We start from the raw sequence: 21,532 nt of genomic DNA, 5'->3' as shown, positions 1-21,532 counted from the left end.
TTCGGCGACGCGGGCGGGTCGGCTAGGGCCGGTCGTGTGGTGCCAGCCCGAACGGCCAGCCCGAGCAGGGAATTCAGACGCTTATGGTGTCCGCGTCCACGTTGCCCTCGCAGGCGCCGTCCACGTCGTCCTCGTCACCGGCCGGCGCGAGGCCGCGGGACGTGGCGAAGGAGACGCCCTCGAGGAATGCCTTGGCCCGGGCCGTGTCCGGGTAGGCCTCGAGCAGCCGCCAGAACGCGGAGTTGTGGCTGGCCACCAGCAGGTGCGCCAGTTCGTGGAGGAGCACATAGTCGATCACCCACTGCGGCATGGGCTGAAGCTTGTCGGAGAGCCGGATGGTCCCGTCCGACGGCGTCGCGGACCCCCAGCGCGAGTTCTGGTTGCCCACCCAGCGGACAGAGGACGGCACCGCCCGGCCGCCGAAGTACCTGGCGGAGAGCTCCGCGGCGTGCGCCGCCAGGGCGGCATCGCTGCGCGGACGCCGCCTGCCGGCGCCGCGGGTACCGCGCTCCCCCTGGAGCCGCAGCTTCTCCAGCATCCGGTGCACCCATTCGCGTTCCTGGGCGCGGCTGAAGGAGGCCGGTATGGCGACCACGGCGGTGCCGTTTTCCCAGAATGCCGCAACGGTGCGGCGGCGGCGGGCGGAGCGCCGCACTTCCACCGGGGCGCCGTCGGCGGTGGTCAGCGGCGTGGCTGCGGGGGTTGCCGGGCTGCCTGCCTGTTTGCCGGAACGTGTGGTGCTGCGGCCGGCCATCAGACGGTGGCGCTTTCGACCAGCACTGCCAGTACTGCCTCACCGTACTTCTCCAGCTTGGACGGGCCCACACCTGGCAACGTGGCCAGTTGCTCGAGAGATTCGGGCCGGGCTTCGGCGATGGCGGTCAGGGTTGCGTCGGTGAAGACCACGAAGGCGGGGACGTCGGCCTCGAGCGCGATGTCCTTGCGCCATTGCCGGAGCGCATCGAAGGTCTGCTCCTCGTAGCTGGGCGGGCACTGGTTGCAGCGGCCCACCTTGCGTTCGGCGCCGGAGGAGAGCATGGTCCCGCAGACCCGGCAGGTGGCCGGCACGGCGGCCTTGCGCCGCGGCGCGGGTCCCTTGCCGCGGGCCGAGGAGCTGGCCACGGAGTCGGGACGCAGCCCGTCCAGGAAGCGCGAGGGCTTGCGGTTGGCGCGCCCGCCCGGCGTGCGCGCCGTGGACCAGGACAGGAACAGGTGCTCCCTGGCGCGGGTGATCCCCACGTACAGCAGCCGGCGTTCCTCATCGACTGACTCGGGGCTGTCGGCGAAGGAGATCGGCATGAGGCCCTCGCTGAGCCCGACGAGGAACACGGCATCCCATTCGAGGCCCTTGGCGGCGTGCAGCGAGGCGAGGGTGACGCCCTGCACGGTCGGGGCGTGCTGGGCGAGGGAGCGTTCCTGGAGTTCGTTGACGAACTCCGAGAGGGTGAACAGGGCACCGCGGCTGACCACGAGCTCGTCGGCCAGCGCCACGAGCGCCGCGAGGGATTCCCAGCGTTCCCGGAGGGCACCGCCGCTGTGCGGGGCGGCCTCGGTGTATCCCAGCGAGGCGACGATGTCGCGGACGAGCTGGCCCAGCGGCTCGGGGCTGGCGGTTTCCGCCACGGCCCGGGTGGCTGCCCGCAATTGCAGGATGGCGTCGCGGACTTCCTTGCGCGCGAAGAACCGTTCGCCGCCGCGCAGCTGGTAGCCGATCCCGGCGGAGGCCAGCGCCTGTTCGTAGGCCTCGGACTGGCCGTTAGTGCGGAACAGCACGGCGATCTGGCTGGCCGGGGTGCCGGCGTCGAGGAGTCCGCGCACCTTGACCGCCACGGTGGCGGCCTCCGCCTCGTCGTCAGAGCACTCCGTGAATTGCGGGACCGGGCCGGGCGGGCGCTGCGCCACGAGCTGCAGGGGCGTGGCCCAGGCGGCGTCGGCAGCGGGGCCGCCGCTGCGCCGGCCGCCCAGCAGCTCGTTGGCCAGTTTCACCACCTGCGGGGTGGAGCGGTAGTCGCGGATCAGCTTGACCACGGTGGCCTCGGGGTACTGCGCCTTGAAGCCGAGCAGGTGCTTCGGCGAGGCGCCCGTGAACGAATAGATGGTCTGGCTGGCGTCGCCGACGACGCACAGCTCGTCACGACCGCCCAGCCACAGTTCCAGCAGCCGCTGCTGCAGCGGCGAAACGTCCTGGTACTCGTCGACGACGAAATGCCGGTACTGCTCGCGGACGGTGGCGGCGACCTTCGGGTCCTCCTGGAGGATGCCGACGGTGATCAGCAGGACGTCTTCAAAGTCGATGACGTTCCGGTCGGTCTTGACGTCCTCGTAGGACTGGAAGACACGGGCGACGGCGGTCAGGTCAAAGCCCCCCGGCGTGCCGCGGCCCTGGGCTTTTTCCAGGTAGTTGGCGGGCGTCAGCATGGACACTTTGGCCCATTCGATTTCGGAGGCCAGGTCCCGGATCGAGGCGCGGTCGGTGCTGAGGCGCAACCGCCGGGCGGCCTCGGCGATCATCTGGGCCTTGTGGTCCAGCAGGTTGGGCAGGACTCCGCCGACGGCCTGGGGCCAGAAGAACTGAAGCTGGCGCAGCGCTGCCGCGTGGAAGGTCCGGGCCTGGACGTTGCCGACGCCGAGGTCGCGAAGGCGGCTGCGCATTTCGGCCGCCGCCCGGGCGGTGAAGGTGACGGCCAACAGCCGCTGGGGGCTGTACACCCCGGAGTGCACGCCGTAGGCGATCCGGTGGGTGATGGCGCGGGTTTTTCCGGTACCGGCGCCCGCGAGGACGCACATGGGTCCCTGCAGGGTGCTGGCGACGTCGCGCTGTTCGGCGTCGAGGCCACCGAGGATGCGCTCCTCAAGGGAGCGGTTGTCCGGCGCCTGGGGTTCCGCTTCCGGCACCCCGTCGCCGGACGGGAAGGCGCTGGACTGGAAGATATCTGTGTTCACTTTTGCTGCTCAGCCGTTCGAGGATGTCCTGTGGATGCGCCGCGGCGGAGGATCTGCCGCGGGTCGGTGCCGTTGGGTGTTGTCACGAGGGCCTCATGCGGTGTCCGCGCGGTCCTGGATGACACCGCCGTACCAGTGCTCGATCAGGGACCGGGCAATGGACAGCCTGCTGGAGATGACGATGTCGCCGCTGAGCACTGCTTCCTGCAGTTCGCTCCGGCTGAACCAGCGTGCCCGGGTGACTTCGACGCCGTCGGGCGTGGCTTCGGTGTCCTCGGTGGTGGCCGTGAAACCGAGCATCAGCGAGGCGGGGAAGGGCCACGACTGGGACCCGAGGTACTGGCACGCGGTGACCCGCACACCGACTTCCTCGCCGATCTCCCGCACGACGGCCTGTTCCAGCGACTCCCCCGGCTCGACAAAGCCGGCGAGGGTGGAGTAGTTCCTGGCATCGAGCGGGCCGCCGCCGCCGAGCAGCAGCCGGCCGTCCGGTCCGACGACAGTGACAATGATGGCCGGATCGGTCCGCGGGTAATGCTCTGAGCCGTCCGAGGGGCAACGGCGTACCCAGCCTCCGGCTTCCGGCGCCGTTGGGGTCCCGCAGCGCGGGCAGTGGGTGTGGGTGGCGTGCCAGTTCGCGATGGCGCTGGCTTCGACGAAGATGGCGGTGTCTGTGGGGTTCAGCGCCGCCGCGACGTCACGGAACCCGGCCCACTGCGCGCCCTCGGGGATCCCGGCAATGTGGGCCTCGAATTCCTCGGCCTGGACCTCGAACTGCTGCGGCAGGATAAACAGCACCAGTTCGGTGCCCGCGGCGAGATCCGTGCCTGGCAGGGCAGAACCCAGGTAGATCAGCTGATCGGGGGCGTAGGCAGTGTCCTGCAGGTGCCGGGCCAGTTCGGCCGCATCCAGCAGCACCAGGCTGTTGCCGTCGATGAGGGCCTGCCGGCCGGACAGCACCATGGCGCGTGCGCCACCGGCGGCCATGAGCGCCTCAAGCATTCCGGGCTTCAGCCGGGCCGCTGATCCGCGGTCGATCAGCGCCGGCCGCACGGGAAGGGCGAAGTCATCGAGCAGGTTGGCTGCCGGGCCGGGGTGCGCGGAGGTTAACGTGCCCGTCCGGGCTTGGTGATTGGGCGCCGGTGACTCCGCAAGACTCATGTACCCACCGTACTGACTCGCGCTGACAAATGACATTTTTCTCCCTCGTATGTGGGCATCCGCACGTGCCCGGCGGGCGGCCGCCGGGGCGGTTTGGCAACGGATTCCCGGGGCGCAATTTATTCCTGATCTTTCAGACTCGCCGTGGTGCATCGCAGTCTTCGGCGCCGGTCAATCTACCGTGGAAGAGTGAGAAGAAAACCAATCGAACTGGCAGCTGTGGCAACCGCGGCAGTCCCCGGACTGACCCCGACCGCCGTTAGCTCTGCGCCCGACGATCCGGCAGACTTCGATTCGGCTTTACTCGTGGATTCCGAAGGCAAGCGCTGGCGCGTCCGCTCGCCGCGCCACGCCGAGGCCAGTGCCCGGCTGGAAACGGAATTCCTGGTGCTCCGCGCTTTCGTCCCGGCCATCCGGGCCGAGCTCCCCTTCCTGATGCCCACCATTGCCGGCACGGTGCGGCAGGGACCGCTGAGCACTTTCGTGTACTCCCATCTGGCCGGTTCCACGCAGTCCGTTGAAGAACTCGGCGCCGCGCCCCCCGCAGTCGCCCGCGAAATCGGCGCGGCCCTCGCCGCCATCCATGACCTGCCCCACTCGCTGGTCAGCAACGCCGATCTGCCCAGCTACACGCCCAACGAGTTCCGCCAGCGCCGGCTCAACGAACTGGACCAGGCCGCGACCACCGGCAAGATTCCGCCGCTGCTGCTCCGCCGCTGGGAACATGCCCTCGAAGACGTCTCCCTGTGGCGCTTCAACCCCTGCGTGGTCCACGGGGACCTCCACGAGGACAACCTGATGGTCGACGGCGACCGCGTCACCGCCGTGACCGGCTGGACCGATCTGCGCATCGGTGACCCGGCCGACGACATGGCCTGGCTCGTCGCATCCAACGACCAGGATTTCGTGGACTCCGTGCTGGAGCACTACACCTCCTCCCGCCGCGACGTGCCCGACGCCCACCTGTTGCGCCGTGCAGCGCTCTCCGCGGAATTCGCCTTGGCACAGTACCTCGTCAAGGGCCTCGCCGCCGGGAACCAGGACATGATCGACGAGGCCGAGTCCATGCTGACCGTGCTCGCCGACGACGTCGCCGAACACGGCGGGCAGCCGATCAGTGTTGAACCACTCCCGGCGCCGGCGCCCGCCCCTGATCTTGGCCAGGCACCGCGACCGGACAACGTGCCGCTCCCGGCCGTCAGCAAGGTCACGCTGCTGGCCCCGGATTCGGTGTCCGGGCTTGCCGCCGTTCCAACCGGCAGCGCGATGCCTGCCGTCCAGGTGACGCCGATCCCTGTCGACGCCCCTGACACCGACGGCGCAGCCGACAGCGTCGAAATCGACAGTGCCGGCGAAGAGGAGCGTGCCGGCACCGCCGACGGCGCCGGGCAGGCCGGGCCTGCGGCCCACAAGGTCTCCAGCGTCTCAGTGACGGCAATCCCCGTCGACGAACCGGCCGCCGACGAGAAGTCCGACGAAGACACCTCGACGCAGTCGATCGCCGCAGTTCAGGCAGACGGTCACGTTCAGGCAGACAGTGCCAATCAAGCAGGCGGGGCAGTTCCAGCAGGCGGTGCAGTTCAGCCGGTTCAGGCAGACGGTCCGGTTCCGGCCGATGCTGACGCGGTGGCCCCTGAAGACCAGGCGCGCGCTGCCGACGACGCGTCGACCACCGCTCTCACGGTGGTCGAGGCGAAGCTCCGCTAGCCTGCTCCCAGGGCCGTGGCCACGATTTGTTCGAGCCGTTCCGCTGAGCCCAGATCGTGCGGGCGGACCACCTGGTTGTCCGCCACGTAGTAGAACGCTGCCCGGACCTGGTCCAGGGGAACGTCCTTGAGCCGGGCCCAAGCGAGCCGGTACACAGCCAACTGCACGGCCTTGGTCTTGAGCTGGGCGGCGGAAGGACGGCGGCCGGTCTTCCAGTCCACCAGGTCCCAGCCGCCGTCGGCATCGCGGAAGACGGCGTCGATCCGGCCGCGGACCACGACGTCACCGATCCGGGTCTCCACCGGCACCTCGACGTGGGCCGGGGCGCGGTTGGCCCACTCGGACCGGCGGAAGGTCTCCACCATGGTGTCCAGTCCGTAGGCCTCGTCGATATGGTCATCGGAGCCTGCCGCCTCGCCGAGGTCCAGCATGCCGGCGGTGCCGAAGTACTCCTCCACCCAGGCATGGAAAGCGGTGCCCTTGCGGGCGGACATCCCCGGTTCCCGCGGGACCGGACGCCGCAGCCGGGCGACGACGGAGCCGGCGTCGTCTTCCAGATCCACCAGGGTGGACGCGGAGATGTGGCCCGGCAGGTGCACATCCTGCACCAGGGTGCGGCGGGAGCGGCGTTCCAGCAAGGTCGCAGCCTCGAGCGCCCAGCCGCCGGCCGGGCCGCGCAAGGGCCGGCGCCGTCCCCGATCAGCGCCGCTTGCCTCTGCCGCGGCGGCCACGAGCACTCCGGAATCGAGTGAGTCCAGCACGCGTGCCGCCGCAGACTGCATGGCCGCACGCCGGCCCGGAACCAGCCGCAGCCGGGCTCCTGTGCGCGGATCGGTCGGCCCCTCAAGCGGGTCATACGGCCACCCGGCCACTTCCAGTTCCGAGGTCAGCGGGCTCTCGTCCGGCAGCGATTCCTCACTGACGGACTGGGGGTGGATCCCGGCGGCGCCGTCGGGAATAAGAATCTCAAGCTCGGCCAGGAAGGGCGACATGTCGGCCATGCCGGCGCGGGAGCCGACCCATGCGGCGCTGGAAACCCAGAGCACGTGTTTGGCCCGGGTGTAAGCCACGTAGGCGAGCCGACGTTCCTCGGCCTCGCCGTGTACCTGCACCGCGGACTTGAACTCCTTCTCGGCGTCGAGCCAGCCTTTTTGGTCCGGGTGGTCGAGGTCCCATTGCGGCAGGTCCGCGCGGTCCCCGCGCAACGGCCACGGCAGCGCGGCGCTGCCGCTGCTCCAGCGCGAATCCCGGCTGCTGGGGAACGCCCCGGCATTAAGCCCGGGCACGAACACCACGTCCCATTCCAGGCCTTTGGAGGCATGGACCGTCAGAAGCTGCACGGCTTCGTGGTTCACCTCCGGCGCAGCGGCGTCAAGGCCGTTCTCTTCGGCGGCCGCGGCCTCCAGCCAGGCCAGGAAGGCGAGTACATCGACCCGCTGTGACGTGTACAGGAAACCGGCTGCGGCGTCCTGGAAGGCGTCCAGGTTGCGGCGGGCCTGGTGGATGCTGATTCCGGGCCGCGCGGCCACTTCGATGTCCAGAAGCATGGCCCGCTCCACCTCGCCGAGGAGGGTCGTGAGGTCATCCCCCATGTAGCCGCGCAGTTGCCGCAGCTCCGCCGAGAGCCGGTGCAGGCGTTCCAGCGCCTCGGGGCTCAGCCGGCGGCCGTGCGCCGAGGTCCAGTCCTCGCGCGGCAGCCAGTCAAGGGCCTCGACCAGGCTGGCGGCGTCAGTGAGGTCACCCTCGATCACCGCAGCCTCTGCAACGTCGGCGGCGGCGGCGTCGTCGTCCGTGCCGCCGGGCCGGCCGCGGCGCCGGGCAAGGAAGCTGGACCAGTCCCGCAGGGCCATCAGGTCCGCGGCGCCGATCCGCCAGCGCGCCCCGGCGAGCAGGCGCATGAGCGAGTCAGAGCGGCCCGGATCGGCCAGCACCCGGAGGGTTGCGACCAGGTCGACAATCTCGGGGGTGTCCAGGAGCCCGCCGAGGCCGACGATCTCATACGGGATCCCGCGCACCTCGAACTCGCGGCGGATGCATTCCATCTGGGCGCGCCGCCGGCACAGCACAGCCATGGCGGGGGGCTCAGGCTCCGCTGTCGAGGCGTCAAAGTCGGTCACCCGGAACTTCAACACGTCGTCCGCGATCGCCGTTGCCTCGTCCTCGTCGGTGCCGAAGCGGCCCATCAGCACGCGCCCCTGGACCGCGGCCGGGCTGGGCTGCAGCGGCGGCACTTCGACGCCGCCGGCGGTGTCGCGTTCGCCGGCCGGGCCGGTCTGGGCTGCGGCCTGGCTGAGCGGTGCCGAGATGACGTTGGCGGCGGCGAGGATGTTCCGGCCGTTGCGCCACGCGGTGGTGAGGTACGACGTCGGCGCCACGGCAAAGCGCGCGGTGTTGTCCGTGCCGGCAACGCCGGACTCGGGAACCCCGCCGCCGGCAGATTCGTCCGCAGATTCGTCTGCGGCAAGCCGTACCGGGAATTCGCGGACGAAGTGGAAGAGCTGGCCGGCGGATGCGCCGCGGAACCCGTAGATGGACTGGTTCGGGTCCCCCACCGCCGTGACCGCGTGGCCGTCGGCGAACAGCCGGGAGAAGAGGACCAGCTGGGCGTGCGAGGTGTCCTGGAACTCATCCAGGAGCACCACCTTGTAGCGCTGCCTTTCGGTTTCCGCGGCGACCGGGATCTCGTTGGCGACACGGGCCGCGAGGGCCACGAGGTCGCCGAAGTCCAGGGCGCCGCGGGCGCGCTTCGCGTCCGTGTAGCGTCCCACCATCTCCGCGACGCTGGCCCGCGTGCGCAGCAGCCCGCTGAGCTCCCCCGCCGCCTGGCTGGGGTTCTTCTTGGCCGTGGCGAGATAGGGCAGAGATTCGAACTCGGCCACCCGGTCCAGCAGCCAGCCGCGGACCCCGGACGGGTCCTGGAGATGTTCGGCGCACTCGCCGGCGAGCTGGATGACGGCCTTGACCAGGGTGGACTTGGCGGCGCGGAAGTGTTCGTAGTCGCCGTCGAACGCCTCCACGACTTCGCTGGCGAGCTGGAAGGACTGGGCGCCGCCGAGCAGCACGACATCCCGTTCGACGCCGAGTCGGAGACCGTAATCGGACACGATCCCGCTGGCGTAGGAGTGGTAGGTGGAGACCTTGGGTTCCAGGGCGTCGGTGCTGAGCAGTCCGGCGGGGAAGACCTGGTTCTGGGTATCGGCCGCGGCGATGCGCTGCAGCGCGGCCAGCTTGGCGCGGATGCGGGTGGCCAGCTCCCCGGCGGCTTTCCGGGTGAAAGTCACGCCGAGCACTTCCTCCGGCCGGACCCACCCGTTGGCGACGAGCCACACAACGCGGTCGGCCATGGTGGCGGTCTTGCCCGACCCGGCGCCGGCAATGACGAGCCGGGGTGACAGCGGCGAGGAAATGATGTGCGACTGTTCGGCGGTGGGGCTGTTCTTTTCCCCCAGCATGGCGGAGAGCTCCCCGGGGGTGAACCGCGGCCGCGGCAGGGCGTCCGGCCGCGTGGCAGCCTCCAGCCCTGCCGCCGTGGTTGTCTCGGCGCTCATTCGGTGACCTGCTTTCCCCGCACGCACAGCGGGCAGACTTCGGGAAGGCGGCAGCCGTGGCCGCCGTGGCCGCCCTTGGACGGATCGTGGCGGGCCTCGAAGGCGCTTCCGGACATGACCCGCGCGGCATCGCCCACCATGTCCAGTGCCCAGTTCTCCGCCGGGTCCAGCGGCGTCTGGGCCTGGATGCCCGGGCTCTTGGTGGTGGTGCCGAGCTGGGCCAGGACGGCCCCGCCGGGGAGCGGGGGCGGCCCGTCGTCGGGGCCGGCAAATCCGCCGGCCAGCACGGCCGCCTGGTAGGCGCCAAGCTGCGGATGCCGCTCGAGATCGGCTTTGCCCGGCTGCCGCTTGCCGGTCTTGAGGTCCACGACGACGAGCCGGCCCTCCGCGTCGATTTCCAGCCGGTCGACCTGGCCGCGGAGCACGGCCGGGCGGGCCGGCCACGATTCGCCCTCGGTGCCGGCGGCGTTGTCGCCGGGGGCGTTGGCGCTGCGGGCCGAGGCCGCAACGTCCGGGAGTTTCACTTCGAAGTCCTGCTCGACGCCCACCAGGGACCGGCCCTCGCTGCGCATCACCAGCACGTACTGGGCGAGCTTTCGGACCATGTTTTCGGCGCGCTGGAAGTCCAGCTTGCCTTCCCAGTTGTCCTTCATCCCGAGCGCCGGCCAGCGGCGTACCAGCTCGGCCACGTATTCGCTGCCGGAGGCATCCGGCAGGTCCTGCCCGATGGCGTGGACCAGGGTGCCCAGGCTGCGGGCAAAGTCGGTGGCGGCCTCGCCGCCGGCCGCCTGGACAAACCAGTCCAGCGGCGACTTCTGCACGGTTTCCACTTTCGACGGCGACACATAGACGGTGCCGCCCGGGGGTACTACGGGCTCCTCGGTGGACAGCGGCGCCAGGCCCCACCAGCTCGCGGGGTGCGCGCCGGGGACGGGCGGCTCGGCGGCGGCCAGGGCACCGAGCACGGCGCCGGCTTCCAGCGCTTCGGGGACTCCGGCGTCGAGCTGGGCGTACTGGCGCAGTTCGGCCACGAGGGCGCGCAGGGTGAGCGGACGCTCCACCGGGGTGAAACCGCGCCGGTCCTGGTCCGGGTCCAGCGGCGCCACGTAGTCCAGGAACGAGGAGGGCTGCTCGTCCTCCGAGGACACGGCCGTGCAGATCAGCACCTCCTGCGCCCGTGACACGGCGGTGGAAAAGCTCCGCAGTTCGTCATAGCGGATTTCGCGCAGCCGGCTGAGGGGATCCAGCTGCAGGGCATAGTCCACGCCATGTTCGACGGCGTCGGCGAACAGCGTGCTGCCGAGCAGTTCGCCGCGGAGCCGGGTGTTGGGCCACACGCCTTCCTGCAGGCCGGGGACGATGACCACGGGCCATTCCCGGCCGGCGGCGCTGGCCGGCGTCATGAGTTCCACGGCGTCCTCCAGCTGGGCCCGTGCGGCGAGGGTGTCCATCGGGAGTTCCTGGCTGAGCAGGTACTCGAGGAACTGTTCCGGTCCCGATCCGGGCAGCTGGTCCACGAAGCGCTCGGCGGTGTGGAAGAGAGCCATCATAGCGTCGAGGTCCCGGTCCGCCCGGGCCCCGGCCGCTCCCCCGGCCAGCGCCGCCTCGGTCCAGCGGGAGGCGAGGCCGGTGGAGCTCCAGAGCGCCCACAGCACGGTTTCTGCGTTGCCGCCGGGAGCCTGGGCCGCGTCCCGGCCGGCCTGGATCATCCGGGCAATCCGGCGCGCGGAGTGCCCCTCGATGCCGAGGGTGGCCAGCGCGCCAGGTTCGAGCAGCGCCTCGACGAGGAGAACATCGCTGGTGCGGCCGCCGCCGCCCAGGAGCTCCTCCCGGCGCAGGGACTGGCGCAGGCGCCGCAGCTCGATCGCGGTGGCCCCGCCGATCCGCGAGGTCAGCAGCGCCACGGCCGCCTCGGGGCTCAGCAGAGCCGGGTCCAGGACCACGGCATAGGCGTCGAGCAGGGGCCGGACGGCGACTTCGTCACGGACCGCGGATTCGGCCACGGGGATCCGGACCGGGATACCCTGGCCGGCGAGGTAGCGCTGCAGCTGGCTGAGCTGGCCGCCGTTGCGGACGATGACGGCGATGTCACCGAGTTCGCGGCCGTCGTTCAGCTGGGCTTCCAGGATCCGTTGGACGACATACCGAAGTTCGTGCACCGGCGACGGCAGCAGGTGCGCCTCCACCGTGCCGCCGGCGGGGCCGGAATCCCGGGGTTGTTCGAGCCGCCGCGCGGACTGTCCGCCGGCCCGGCGGGAGATCCGCCCGGCGACGGAGAGCCAGGCGTCCGCGACGGCCGGAGTGTGGCGGTGCGCGGTCCAGAGCGGCCTTTCGATGACGGTGCCGCCGGCGGGGGCGAGCAACCGGGGAAGCTCAGCCACGAGGTCGGGGCGGGCGCCGCGGAATCCCTGGACCACTGTGTCCGGCGATGAGGTGATGAGGACGTCCTTGCCCGCGGCGATATCCGCGAGCAGCTCGAACACGGCAGGGTTGGCTTCCTGCATGTCGTCCACGAGGACCAGCTGGAGCCTGTCGCGTTCGGCGGCCAGGAAGTCCGGTTGGTCCTGGAAGATCTGGCGTGCGGCGGTGATGATGCCGGCCGGGTCAAAGGATTCGGGCATGCGCAGGTCCAGCACGTCGCGGTACTCGGCGTACAGGGCCGCCGCGGCGACCCAGTCCGGCCGGTGGCAGCGGCGGGCGAGGACCACGAGGTCCCCGGCGGTCCGTCCGGATTCGATGATCCGGTCAAAGAGCTGCCGGACCTCCTGCCGGAAGCCGCGGGTCTGCAGGGCCGCGCCCAGGTCCTCCGGCCAGGGCAACTCGAGCCCGGGCTGCGCGTGCCCTTCCAGCAGTTCCTTGATGATCAGGTCCTGCTCCGGGCCGGACAGGAGTTTCGGCGGGCGGGGCAGCGGCAGGATTCCCTCCGCCTTGGCGCGCCGGATCAGGTCGAAGGCGTACGACGCCCAGGTGCGGGCCGGCGTCGTACTCAAGCTGCGGTCCAGCCGCGCGGTGAAGCGGTCCCGGAGCGAATCGGCGGCGAGGCGTCCGGGGGCGAGGATGAGCATCCGTTCCGGGTCGAGGCCGTCCCGCTGAGCGCGCCGGACGGCCGCCTCCACGAGCACCGTCGATTTGCCGGTCCCCGGCGCGCCCGGGACCAGGACGGGACCGGAGCCGTGGGGCACGTCGACGGCGGCGAGCTGGTCCGCGGACAGCACGGGCACCGCACTGTGCAGCTTGCGCGGCGGCAGCAGGCGCAGCGCGGAACCGGAGTTGCCCGAGGTGCCGGACCGGGCAGGACGCGGCCCGCCCTTCGAAGGCGCGCCCGACGTCGGCTGTTTTTCTGTGGGCTGTGCTGCTGTGGGCTGTGTTGCTGTGGGCGGGGCGGACGCAGGATTCTGGCTGGGGATGCTCACACAGTCATTTCATCATCGGGGGCCGACAGTTTATGCAAGGAGCGCTCCAGCCGTTCGGCAACCGCGTCGATCATGTCGAACTCGCCGTCGCCCGGTGCCCAGCGGGCGGCCATGAGGTCCACGCGCCAGCGTCCCTCGCCGGCCCGGAGATACTCGGCATAGCTGCCCAGCAGCGGGGTGCCTTCCTGCAGGTACAGGGCAAGTGCCTCGCGCTCGTGCCCCGGAGGCGCGTCTCCGCTGGCCTTCAGGACCCGCCACCAGGGCACGGAGCTGCCATGGTGGCTCATGACGGAACCGATCTGCCGGGCACCGCCGGACCCGAGTAGTTCGGCGACGTCGCCATACGCCACCGCGGTGCCTGCGGGGATCAATGCCACCACTTCCAGCACCGCTTCCACATACTCCATCCGCATGGCACAAGCCTAGCGTCCGGAGGACGCCGACCGCCCACCGCGCAGGTCCGCTTCGGCCCGGTTCAGCCGCTGCGGCCGCAAGTCAGGCGGCGCCGTGCGGGGCACGGGGTGGCGGCGCATTACCGTCGGTGGCAGCAGGTAGCGTTGAAGCATGAGCACCTGGAACACCCTCCCCCGCGCAGCCTTCGACCTTGAAACCACCGGACGGAACTCCCGTGCCGCCCGGATCGTCACGGCGTCCATCACCGTGGTTGACGCCGCGGGCGGGATCATCAACGAGCACGAGTGGCTCGCCGATCCGGGGGTCGAAATCCCGACGGAGGCCAGTGACATCCACGGCGTCACGACCGAGCGTGCCCGCAGCGAAGGCCGCCCCGCCGCGGAGGTGACGCGGGAGGTCGCCGCTGTGCTGCAGGAGCTCTTCGACACCGGGGTGCCGGTCATCGCGTTCAACGCCAGCTACGACTTCACCGTGCTCGCCGCGGAATCGGCCCGCTACGGCGTGCCGCAGCTGAGCCGTTTCCCCGTGCTGGATCCGTACATCATGAACAAGCAGGTGGACCGCTACCGCAAGGGCAAGCGCACACTCACGGCCCTGTGCGAGGAGTACGGGGTGAACCTGGACAACGCCCACACCTCGGCGGCTGACGCCCTGGCCACCCTGCGTATGCTCGACGCCATGGCCGGGAAGTTCCCCAAGCTGCGGATGCCGGCCAGCCACCTGCACCAGCTCCAGGTCGAATGGGCCTCCGCGCAGGCCTCGGATTTCCAGAGCTACCTGCGCAAATCCAAGCCCGCCGCCGTCATCGAGGGCGACTGGCCGGTCCTCCCGCCCGAGGACGCCAGCCGCGGGGACTTCTAGCCCGGCAGTTTTTTGTCCGACGCACCGCCCCGGCGCCCGCCCGGACGGGAGGTCCGGCCGCCGCCGCGCAAGTCGTTGGGACGGAAATCACAGTCCGCCCCGGCCCCCGCCACACCCCGACGCCGCTGTCAGGGATTCCGGGAACCGGGGAGGCACAGCCGCGCCGCCCGGGCAATCGGGCGCACAGCTGAATTATCCGCATCGTTTTACCCTTTGTGACGAACTAAATGCGCAAGTGGATGCCAAATGGCGCCCCTGACATAATTAAGTTCAGAACCCGGCGTGTGTTATGCCGCGCCGACCCCAAACCGCCAAGGGATAGATGATCACAGTTACCGACCTGCGCAAGGTCTACCAGCAGGGCAAAAAAGAGGTGGTAGCCCTCGACGGCGTCACTCTTTCGGTGCCCAAGGGCTCCATTCACGGCATCATCGGCCATTCGGGTGCCGGCAAGTCGACCCTGGTGCGCTGCCTGACCCTGCTGGACCGTCCGACGTCGGGCTCCGTCAGCATTGACGGCACCGAGCTCAGCTCCGTGAAGGACTCGGAAATCCGGGCCGCGCGGCGGCGCATCGGCATGGTCTTCCAGCACGCGAACCTGATGGACTCCCGCACCGCGGCCGGAAACGTGGCGCATCCCCTTGAACTCGTGAAAACTCCGAAGGAAAAGATCCGGACCCGGGTGGCCGAGCTCCTGAAGCTCGTCGGACTCGAAGGGTTCGAGAATGCCTACCCTGCGCAGCTCTCAGGCGGCCAGCGCCAGCGTGTCGGCATCGCCCGGGCCCTGGCCTCCGATCCGGACGTGCTCCTGTGCGATGAGCCCACCTCGGCCCTGGACCCGGCCACCACGGAAGAAATCCTGGACCTGATCCAGGACCTCACCAAGCGCCTGCAGCTCACCGTGCTGATCATCACGCACGAGATGAACGTCGTGAAGCGTGTCTGCGAATCCGTGTCGCTGCTCTCCCGCGGCCGCATCGTCGAGCACGGCGCGCTGCGGGACGTCGCGGGTGACCTGGACAGCAAACTTGCCAAGGCACTCTTGCCGCTGCCGGCGTCCGAGCCCCTGACGGGTGCACTGCAGCGCGGGCCGGTGCTGGAGATCCTGTTTTCCGGCGACAGCGCCAAGGAACCCGTCCTCACCGGCGTTGCCCGGCATTTCGACATTGACATCAACGTCCTGGCCGGCAGCGTGGAGACCCTCGGCGGCCAGCAGTTCGGCCACCTGCGTGTTCAGCTGGCCGAAACCACGGACGCTGACGCCGTGCTGGCCTACCTGCACGAACGCGGCATCGGCGCGAAGCGTTCGGCCTCCGCCGCAGCCCAGGACCCCAACACCGCCGGCTCTGCCGTTCCGGCCTCTGTCCTCACCAACGGGGAACAGGGAGGTAACTCATGAACGACATCTTCAGCAATCCCGTCCTGGCCAAGGCCCTGCCCGAGGCCATCATCGAAACCCTCCAGATGGTGGGGATATCGTCCTTCTTCACCGTGCTGATCGGACTGCCGCTGGGCGTGTTCCTGCACGTCTCCGCCCCGGGGGGACTCCGCCCGATGCCGGTCACCAACCGGATCCTCAGCGACGTGATCGTCAACATCACCCGTTCCATCCCGTTCGCCATCCTGATGGTGGCGCTCATTCCGCTGGCCCGCGCCCTGACCGGCACCAGCCTCGGCCCGGTGGCCGCCTCGGTGTCACTGTCGATCGGCACCATCCCGTTCTTCGCCCGGCTGGTGGAAAACTGCCTGCGCGACGTGCACCACGGCAAGATCGATGCCGCCCAGGTGATGGGGTCCACCAAGATGCAGGTCATCAACAAGGTGATGCTGCGCGAATCCCTCCCCGCCCTCGTCGCGGCCGCCACCACCACGGTGGTCACCCTCGTGGGGTTCTCCGCTATGGCAGGCCTGGTCGGCGGCGGCGGCCTCGGCAAGCTCGCCTACAACTACGGCTTCCAGCGCTTCGATGTCACGGTCATGCTCGTCACCATCGTGCTGATCATCGTCCTGGTCCAGGTCATCCAGCTGGTCGGCGAGCGGATCTCCCGCAGCCTCGACCACCGCTGACGCCGGACTCACCTCCTAACCCTGCAGCGGGTAGCCGCCCTCTGCATCTGCGCGGACCACGGCGTCGTCGTCGTGAATCCAGCTATTTCGAAAGGAACGCATCCAATGCGTAAGTCACTCACCCTCCTGGCCACCGGCATTGTCACTGCCCTGGCGCTGACGGCTTGCGGTGGTTCGTCCACCCCCAGCGCCCAGACCACTGCCCTGGATCCGGCCAAGCCCGTCACGCTCAAGGTCGGCGCCAGCCCCGTGCCGCAGGCGAAGATCCTCGAGTTCATCAACCAGGACCTCGCCCCCAAGGCCGGCCTGAAGCTGGACATCAAGGAAATCGAGGATTACCAGACGCCCAACACCGCACTCAGCGACGGCTCCCTGGACGCCAACTACTACCAGCACCTTCCCTGGTACGAAGACCAGGTCAAGACCAAGGGCTACAAGTTCGGGCACGGCGAAGGAATCCACATCGAGCCCTACGCCGCGTTCTCCGAGAAGGTCAAGGACATCAAGGACATCCAGGACGGCGCCAAGGTGGCCATCACGAATGACCCGTCCAACCAGGTCCGGGCCCTCAAGGTCCTCCAGGTCGCCGGCCTGGTCAAGGACATCAAAGATGACTCCTCGGTGATCACGCTGACTGATGAGCAGAACCCGAAGAAGCTTAAGTTCTCGGAGAACCAGCCGGAACTGTTGATCAACGACCTCAAGGACCCGTCAGTCGACCTGGCCCTGATCAACGGCAACTTCATCCTCAAGGCCGGCCTGAGCACCAAGGACGCCCTCGCGGTCGAGTCCGTGGAGAACAACCCTTACGCCAACTTCCTGGCCTGGCGCGAGGACTCCAAGGACGATGTGCGCATCAAGAAGCTCGACGAGCTCCTGCATTCCCCCGAGGTCAAGGCCTTCATCGAGAAGGAATGGCCCAACGGTGACGTGACCGTGGCGTTCTAGTCCCCGGTTCAGACACCGCTTAACAACTTTGGGCACCCGCCGCGGCGGGTGCCCAAAGTGTTTAACGACGACGCCGTAACGCCGCCTTTAGCTTCTGCTGCCTTTGGGCCTAGGCCTTCGCGGCGGCCGCGGCCTTGGCGGCGGCGGGCAGGGCGTCGAAGATCCGGTTCATCGCGACGTCGTCGTGCGCGGCGGAGAGGAACCAGGCTTCGAAGACCGACGGCGGCAGGTAGACCCCGGAGTCCAGCATGGAGTGGAAGAACGGCGCGTACCGGAAGACTTCCTGGGCCTGGGCGTCGTCGTAGTTATGCACGCCGCGGGCGGACGTCCCGAAGGCCACGGAGAACAGGTTCCCGGCGCGCTGGATGGAGTGGTCCACGCCCGCCGAGTCTAGCGCCGAGGACAGGGCTGCAGAGAGTTCCTGCGACCGGGCGTCCACGAAGGAGTAGACCTCGGGCGTGGCGTGGGTGAGGGTCGCGACGCCGGCGGCCATTGCCACCGGGTTCCCGGAGAGCGTGCCGGCCTGGTAGACCGGTCCCAGCGGGGCAAGATAGTCCATGACCTCGGCGCGGCCGGCGAGGGCCGCCGTCGGCATGCCGCCGCCGATCACCTTTCCGAAGGTCAGCAGGTCCGGGGCCCACGGCTCGGCGGCGCCGGCCGCCCCGCCGGTGAGGCCCCAGTAGCCGGAGTAGCCGGTGCGGAAACCGGTGAGGACCTCGTCGAGGATCAGCAGGGCGCCGTGGTCGCGGGTGATCCGGGCCAGCCCGGCGTTGAAGCCCTCGCCCGGGGTCACTACGCCCATGTTGGCCGGCGCGGCCTCCGTGATGACGGCGGCGATGCTGTCGCCGTGTTTGGCGAAGGCGGCTTCGACGGCGTCGAGGTCGTTGTAGGGCAGCACCAGGGTCTCGGCGGCCGTGGCTGCGGTGACGCCGGCCGAGCCGGGCAGCGCAAGGGTCGCGAGGCCGGAGCCGGCGGCGGCGAGGAGCCCGTCCAGGTGGCCGTGGTAGCAGCCGGCGAACTTGATGATGAGGTTCCGGCCGGTGAAGCCGCGGGCCAGCCGGACGGCGGTCATGGTCGCTTCGGTGCCGGTGGAGACCATCCGGACCCGCTCGGCGGCCGGGACGCGCTCCTGGACGATCGCGGCGAGGTTGGCCTCATCCGGGGTGGAGGCGCCGAAGGACAGCCCGCGGTCGACGGCGGCGTGCACGGCGGCGAGGACGGCCGGGTGGGCATGTCCCAGCAGCGCCGGCCCCCACGAGCAGACGAGGTCGACATACTCGTCGCCGTCGGCGTCGGTCAGGTACGGGCCTTTGGCGGAGACCATAAAGCGCGGGGTCCCGCCCACGGAGCCGAACGCGCGGACCGGGGAGTTGACGCCGCCCGGCATCAGCTGGCGGGCGCGGTCGAAGAGTTCCTCGTTGCGAGGATGGCTGGAAGTCATGGTTCCTATTCTTTCAGTTCAGTTCGGGGGCGCAGACGCCAGCAGGGCGGCCACCCGGGGGGCCACCTCGGTGCCGAACAGCTCGATGGAGCGCATCATCGCCTTGTGCGGCAGGGTTCCGTTGCTGTATTTGAGGTCGAAGCGGTCCACTCCGAGGTTCTTTTTCAGCAGTGCGATCTTCGCGGCGACGGTGTCCGGGGAGCCGACGTAGAGGGCGCCCTCGGGCGTGCACATGGCGTCAAATTCGGCCCGGCTGGCCGGCCCCCAGCCGCGCTCGGCGCCGATCAGGTTGCGCTGTCCGAGCCAGTGCGGGAAGAACTCGTCCCGCGCCGCCTCGTCGGTCTCGGCAACGTGTCCGGGTGAATGTGTGGCCATCTGCTGCATCGGATGCCCGTACTTGGCCATCGCCTCGCGGTAGAGGTTCGCCAGGGGGCCGAAGGACCGCGGCTGTCCGCCGATGATCGCGAAGATGACCGGGTAGCCGTACTCGGCGCAGCGCAGCACGGACTCGGGGGTCCCGCCGACGCCGATCCAGGCCGGCAGGAGGTGGTGCTCCAGCGGCGGGTAGGCACTGAGCCCGTTGATGGCAGGGCGCGTGCGGCCTTCCCAGCGGATGGGTTTCTGGGCGCGGACCTTGTCAAAGAGCTCGAGCTTCTCCTCGAACAGGACCTCGTAGTCGGCCAGGTCGAGGCCGAAGAGCGGGAAGGACTCAACGAAGGAGCCGCGGCCCAGCATGACCTCGGCCCGGCCGTTGGAGATGGCGTCGACGGTGGAGAAGCGCTGGAAGACCCTGATGGGGTCATCGGAGCTGAGGACGGTGACGGCCGAGCCGAGCCGGATGTGCTTGGTCCTGGCCGCTGCCGCGGCGAGGAACACCTCCGGGGCGGAGACTGCGAAGTCGCGGCGGTGGTGCTCCCCCACACCGAAGGCATGGAGCCCCACCTCATCCGCCAGCTCTGCCTGCTCCAGCAGCTGCCGCAGCACCTGGGCGTGCGGGACGGGGTGCCCGTCGGGGAAGACCCCCACGTCGCCGAAAGTGTTCAGTCCCAGCAGGATGCGGCCAGGCCCCACTGGGGCAGTCGGGTTCGCCCGCGATGCCGGGCCGGGGGTTGTCGTGTTGTTCATCAGGACTCCTTCAGCCAGCCGGCAAGCTCGCTCGCCCAGTAGGTCAGGACCATGTTGGCCCCGGCGCGCTTGATGCCCAGCACGGATTCGGTGATCGCGGCCCGGCGGTCGATCCAGCCGTGGGCGGCGGCGGCCTCGATCATCGAGTACTCACCGGAGATCTGGTAGGCGGCCACCGGGACCGGGCTCATCGCGGCGACGTCGGCGAGGACGTCGAGGTAGCTCATGGCGGGTTTCACCATGACCATGTCGGCGCCTTCCTCGAGGTCCAGCTCCACTTCGAGGATCGCTTCGCGGCGGTTTGCCGCGTCCATCTGGTAGGTGCGGCGGTCGCCCTTGAGCTGCGAATCGACGGCCTCGCGGAACGGGCCGTAGAAGGCCGAGGCGTATTTCGCGGCGTAGGCGATGACCGCGGTGTTGGCGTGGCCGGCGTCCTCCAGGGCCCGCCGGATCACGCCGATCTGGCCGTCCATCATCCCCGACGGGCCGAGCACGTGCGCGCCCGCCTCCGCCTGCGCCACGGCCATCTGGCCGTAGATCTCCAGCGTGGCGTCGTTGTCCACATAGCCTTTGGAGTCGAGGACGCCGCAGTGCCCGTGATCGGTGAATTCGTCCAGGCAGACGTCGCTCATGATGACGAGTTCGTCACCGACCTCGGCGCGGACGTCGCGGATGGCCTTGTTCAGGACGCCGTCGGGGTCCAGCGAGGCTGTGCCCGCGGCGTCGCGGACGGCGGGGATGCCGAAGAGCATGATGCCGCCGACGCCGAGCTCCACGGCTTCGGCGGCGGCGCGTTTCAAGGTGTCCGTGGTGTGTTGCTGCACGCCGGGCATGGACGCGATGGGATTCGGCTCGCTCAGGCCTTCACGGATGAACGCGGGCAGGATGAGTTCCGAGGCCGAGAGGCGGTGTTCGGCGGTCAGCCGGCGCATGGCCCGGGTGGTGCGCAGCCGGCGGGGGCGGTGGGTCGGGAAGCTCATATGGTGTCCTTTGCTGGGGGCTCGGCGACGGGCTGATGAGGTGTGGACGGTTGGCTGGCCAGGGCCCGGATGACGGCGGCAACCAGGCCGGAGGCGGTGGGTTCCTCGGCGGTGGAGGCAACGCTGAGGCCAAGCGACTCTGCCTCGGCGGCGGTCGAACGTCCGATCGCCACGAAGCGGCAGGTGCCCAGCGGGGCGAGGTCCTCGCGGATCCGCCGGGCAGCGCTCGGGGAAGCGGCGACGACGGCGTGCAGCCGGCCGGCAACGATTTCGGCCTTCGCCTGGTCCGGGGTGAGCACCGTTGCCCCGTTGTCCCGATGTGAGCCGGCCCCGGGCGGCGCTGCCGGCTGGCACACGGTGAGGCTGCGGCCCGGGTCGGCCGGATAATCCACGGTGCGGTACGCGGTCACTGCCTGGACGGAAGCGCCCCGGGCCTCCAAACCGCGGCGGAGCCGGGGGGCGGCGATGTCGGCCTGCGGCAAGAGCACGCTGCCTTGGTGTTCGGGCCAGATGTCAAGGAGCCCCGCGCCTGACTGCTGCCCGGTCGGTGCCAGGTCGACGGCGACTCCGCGGCCTTCCAGGAAACGGCGGGTCGCGGGTCCGACCGTGGCGACGAGGAGGCTGCCCGGGAGCCAGTTGCTGAGGGTTGTGCCCCGCTCGGCGGCTTTGGCCTCGAGCGCCAGGACCGTGGTCACGCTGCTGACCACCAGCCAGGCGTAGGCACCGGCGCCGAGGGCGTCGAAAGCCACATCCAGCGAGTGCTGGTCGCTGGCGAGTTCAAAATCGATGAGCGGCAGCAGCAGCGGCTCGGCACCGGCTCCGCGCAGGGCGGTCACGAGCTCCGCCGCGCGGTCCGGGCTGCGGGCAACGAGGACCCGGGCGCCCGGAGCCCTCATGCCGGGCTGCCCGCTGCGGACCGGGTCG

The 21,532-nt window shown here is 69.9% G+C and carries 15 protein-coding genes; 5 read left to right on the top strand and 10 right to left on the bottom strand.

Annotated elements, in window-relative coordinates:
- Window positions 1–73: 73 nt before the first annotated feature.
- The 3 genes from AC1DC5_RS02785 to nudC form a co-directional block, all read right to left on the bottom strand.
- Window positions 74–754, bottom strand: a complete 681-nt coding sequence (locus AC1DC5_RS02785) for a M48 metallopeptidase family protein (RefSeq protein WP_476864098.1) — start codon at window positions 752–754, stop codon at window positions 74–76.
- On the bottom strand, window positions 754–2,895 hold the full coding sequence (locus tag AC1DC5_RS02780) for an ATP-dependent DNA helicase UvrD2 (protein WP_476864164.1): 2,142 nt from the start codon (window positions 2,893–2,895) through the stop codon (window positions 754–756). Before AC1DC5_RS02780 ends, AC1DC5_RS02785 begins: the two co-directional genes overlap by 1 nt.
- A 141-nt stretch (window positions 2,896–3,036) precedes the next feature.
- Window positions 3,037–4,104: an NAD(+) diphosphatase gene (gene nudC / locus AC1DC5_RS02775; protein WP_476864097.1), complete on the bottom strand. Its 1,068-nt coding sequence runs from the start codon at window positions 4,102–4,104 to the stop codon at window positions 3,037–3,039.
- 189 nt (window positions 4,105–4,293) lie between these two features.
- Here nudC and AC1DC5_RS02770 point away from each other — a divergent pair, with 189 nt between their 5' ends.
- Window positions 4,294–5,811, top strand: coding sequence for a macrolide 2'-phosphotransferase (locus AC1DC5_RS02770; protein ID WP_476864096.1), 1,518 nt, complete (start codon window positions 4,294–4,296; stop codon window positions 5,809–5,811).
- Here AC1DC5_RS02770 and AC1DC5_RS02765 read toward each other — a convergent pair.
- The 3 genes from AC1DC5_RS02765 to AC1DC5_RS02755 form a co-directional block, all read right to left on the bottom strand.
- Window positions 5,808–9,359, bottom strand: a complete 3,552-nt coding sequence (locus AC1DC5_RS02765; RefSeq protein WP_476864095.1) for an ATP-dependent helicase — start codon at window positions 9,357–9,359, stop codon at window positions 5,808–5,810. The two genes, AC1DC5_RS02770 and AC1DC5_RS02765, sit on opposite strands and share 4 nt — an antisense overlap.
- Entirely contained in the window at window positions 9,356–12,616 is a 3,261-nt protein-coding gene (locus AC1DC5_RS02760; protein WP_476864163.1) for an ATP-dependent helicase, read from the bottom strand. Before AC1DC5_RS02760 ends, AC1DC5_RS02765 begins: the two co-directional genes overlap by 4 nt.
- Window positions 12,617–12,768: 152 nt before the next feature.
- A complete protein-coding gene (locus AC1DC5_RS02755) occupies window positions 12,769–13,185 on the bottom strand; it encodes an MGMT family protein (RefSeq protein ID WP_441404524.1) in 417 nt (138 codons plus the stop codon).
- 151 nt (window positions 13,186–13,336) lie between these two features.
- Here AC1DC5_RS02755 and AC1DC5_RS02750 point away from each other — a divergent pair, with 151 nt between their 5' ends.
- From AC1DC5_RS02750 to AC1DC5_RS02735, 4 genes are all read left to right on the top strand, one after another.
- Window positions 13,337–14,047: an exonuclease domain-containing protein gene (locus AC1DC5_RS02750; RefSeq protein WP_476864094.1), complete on the top strand. Its 711-nt coding sequence runs from the start codon at window positions 13,337–13,339 to the stop codon at window positions 14,045–14,047.
- A 322-nt stretch (window positions 14,048–14,369) separates the two neighbouring features.
- Window positions 14,370–15,446 (top strand): methionine ABC transporter ATP-binding protein, encoded by a 1,077-nt coding sequence (locus AC1DC5_RS02745; RefSeq protein WP_476864093.1) that lies wholly within the window; start codon window positions 14,370–14,372, stop codon window positions 15,444–15,446.
- Entirely contained in the window at window positions 15,443–16,114 is a 672-nt protein-coding gene (locus AC1DC5_RS02740) for a methionine ABC transporter permease (RefSeq protein WP_441404521.1), read from the top strand. Before AC1DC5_RS02745 ends, AC1DC5_RS02740 begins: the two co-directional genes overlap by 4 nt.
- A 105-nt stretch (window positions 16,115–16,219) precedes the next feature.
- Entirely contained in the window at window positions 16,220–17,062 is an 843-nt protein-coding gene (locus AC1DC5_RS02735; RefSeq protein ID WP_441404520.1) for a MetQ/NlpA family ABC transporter substrate-binding protein, read from the top strand.
- Window positions 17,063–17,171: 109 nt separating this feature from the next.
- On the opposite strand, the gene hemL is transcribed toward AC1DC5_RS02735, so the two are convergent.
- The 4 genes from hemL to AC1DC5_RS02715 are packed head-to-tail and all read right to left on the bottom strand — an operon-like array spanning window position 17,172 to window position 21,504.
- Window positions 17,172–18,503 (bottom strand): glutamate-1-semialdehyde 2,1-aminomutase, encoded by a 1,332-nt coding sequence (gene hemL, locus AC1DC5_RS02730; RefSeq protein ID WP_476864092.1) that lies wholly within the window; start codon window positions 18,501–18,503, stop codon window positions 17,172–17,174.
- 18 nt (window positions 18,504–18,521) lie between these two features.
- The gene (locus AC1DC5_RS02725) at window positions 18,522–19,628 is read right to left on the bottom strand and encodes an LLM class flavin-dependent oxidoreductase (protein ID WP_476864091.1); all 1,107 of its coding nucleotides are present in this window, start codon (window positions 19,626–19,628) and stop codon (window positions 18,522–18,524) included.
- Window positions 19,628–20,608, bottom strand: coding sequence for a porphobilinogen synthase (gene hemB / locus AC1DC5_RS02720; protein WP_476864090.1), 981 nt, complete (start codon window positions 20,606–20,608; stop codon window positions 19,628–19,630). The genes AC1DC5_RS02725 and hemB overlap by 1 nt, the downstream gene beginning before the upstream one ends.
- Window positions 20,605–21,504, bottom strand: a complete 900-nt coding sequence (locus AC1DC5_RS02715; protein ID WP_476864162.1) for a uroporphyrinogen-III synthase — start codon at window positions 21,502–21,504, stop codon at window positions 20,605–20,607. Before AC1DC5_RS02715 ends, hemB begins: the two co-directional genes overlap by 4 nt.
- Window positions 21,505–21,532: the final 28 nt, after the last annotated feature.

It is taken from the genome of Arthrobacter sp. 10L424 (assembly GCF_056395325.1).
This window is presented reverse-complemented; position numbering and strand designations above follow the sequence as displayed.